This is a genomic window from Helicobacter bilis (genome assembly GCF_900198365.1).
Taxonomy (GTDB): Bacteria; Campylobacterota; Campylobacteria; order Campylobacterales; family Helicobacteraceae; genus Helicobacter_A; species Helicobacter_A bilis_B.
Window position 1 is genome coordinate 1 of sequence record NZ_FZMS01000034.1, and the last position, 2,000, is coordinate 2,000.

A 2,000-nucleotide genomic window follows, 5' to 3' on the forward strand; every position below is an offset into this window, starting at 1 on the left:
ATTGATTTGATAATCTTTTGCTTGTGTTATGCTTTTTAATATATTTGTTAGAATCTGTGCCTTTTCTCTATCTTTTTTTTGAAAGCCTACTGCATTCATCTCTGTTGAAGCATTGAGTTTATAACCTAAAAGCTTTTCACCTATTAAAGCATACATATTTTCAAAGAGTATAGGCTGTCCCCTACTTGCAAGTATGCTTTTAATATAATCAGGCAATTGATTGCCTTCATAATACTCTTTTGCTTCTAAAAACTCATTATAGCTTTCTTGTAAAAGATTGAGAGATTCTTTAAGACTTTGGAGTAACTTATCATGTGTTTCATTCTTTTTCATTCCGTATTAATCCTTTCTTTGATTAATATTCATCTTTGATTATACATTCATAAGCTTTAGCCTTTAAAATAGCTAGCTATTGAGATTTTTGCGAGGGAGTGTATATATAATACATGACCCAAGCAAAAATTGATAGCTCATTGAAAAGTGTCCGCTAAGATTGTCGCACATTAAGAAGCTTCAGGCCCATCTTCTTCATAGTCATTATTATCATTGTCTATACTCTCACTATGTCCCACAGGCATACCACCAGCACCACCAAGTGAGAGTGTAGGCATATTTCCACTACCTCCTAATTCTGTATTATCTGTGTTTGGAGTTTGCGTGGAGTCTATACTTCTTGCATTCGCATTAGAGTTAGCACCCATAACCATACCTTGCCCAGCACCCCCTTCTATCAATGCTCCATTATCGCTTTTATCTTGCACCATATCAAGCCCATTGTGCTTCATTGGTCTATACTTTGAGTAATTTATCGTAGGGGCTACTTCACCACTACCACCCCAAGCCTTATCAATACTTGCAGCTAATTGATTATTTGCTAGTTCATACTTTTGTTGCTTTTCTAACTCTAAGTTAAAATTCTTTCTAGCTAAATCCATTTGTTCTTTCATCTGCTTGTTTGCCTCTATGGTATTATATATATCCATACCTAAACCAGCGACACCCATAGCAGCTTGAATTGGTGCAGCAAATTTACCTGCCTTATCCAAGCCTTTAGAGAGCTTACTACCAGACTTTACTACATCATCAGCATTATTTGCGACAATCCTCCCTACATTTGCAGCGGCTTCTTGCCCTGCCCTGTCCTACTTGTGCCATAGCAGGATTTACAAGGGCATTTACTCCAGCGTTAGCAGAATTAAACCCTGTCATAGCAGCTTTTGGATTTATATAAGTCATAGTAGGCGTTATAACAGGTTGTATTTTAGCCATAATCCATTCCTTTAATATCAAAATAAACAAGATTATACATAATTTGCAATGATTAAAAAATGTCGGCTAAAAAAGTAAGAATTTAGTATTTGAAAGTTAAAACATGTTAAAATACATTCCCCCTTGTAAGTGTAACGGCTTTACAAGGGGGAGTTTTACCTACTTCCTAGCAGTAAGGTTAGAAAGGAGGGAAAGCAAAATGCCTAAAGTGATTATATTGCTTATTTTGATTAATTTCGTGTTTATATACCGAATTTATTAAAGTTCGATTAGTTATTTTACTTTTTGTTACATGCTAGGGGTAACAAAAGGAGGTGTTTTGGCTTAATCCTTTCCAAACACAAAAACAAGATAAACGCACACACAAAACCCCATATTCTAGCATTTGCATTATAGCTTTATGAGTTTTAAGGCTTTTAGAATCTGCACAAAGTTAGATTCTATATGCGGAAGTATTGCAAACCATAAAAAACAGACTCTCGTGCGGCAATTGAATTGTAGCTACTTGCCTTGCGTTTAAGATTTTTGCAAACAAAACGCAAAACGCAGATTCCATGTGCGGCAGTATTTTGAGTCGATTTTAAGTGTTTTCAAATAAAAGTCAAGGGAGTGTATTATACATACATGACCGCAGACTTTTATGCAGAATCACTTAAAAGCGACCGCTCGTGCGAAGCACTAGCCCACACTTGCAAAAAGACAACGCACTACTTATGTAGCAGTTCCTTAGC

Annotated in this window: 3 protein-coding genes; all 3 read right to left on the reverse strand. The window is 35.9% G+C overall.

The genetic code is table 11. The features are described from left to right. A partial coding sequence (locus C6H08_RS05245; protein WP_459178055.1) for a portal protein occupies positions 1–333 on the reverse strand: 333 nt, incomplete at its 3' end. A gap of 170 nt (positions 334–503) precedes the next feature. Beyond that, complete coding sequence (locus tag C6H08_RS05250) at positions 504–1,046, reverse strand: hypothetical protein (RefSeq protein WP_138154746.1); 543 nt, start codon at positions 1,044–1,046, stop codon at positions 504–506. 43 nt (positions 1,047–1,089) lie between these two features. Beyond that, the gene (locus C6H08_RS05255) at positions 1,090–1,269 is read right to left on the reverse strand and encodes a hypothetical protein (RefSeq protein ID WP_034566120.1); all 180 of its coding nucleotides are present in this window, start codon (positions 1,267–1,269) and stop codon (positions 1,090–1,092) included. Positions 1,270–2,000: the final 731 nt, after the last annotated feature.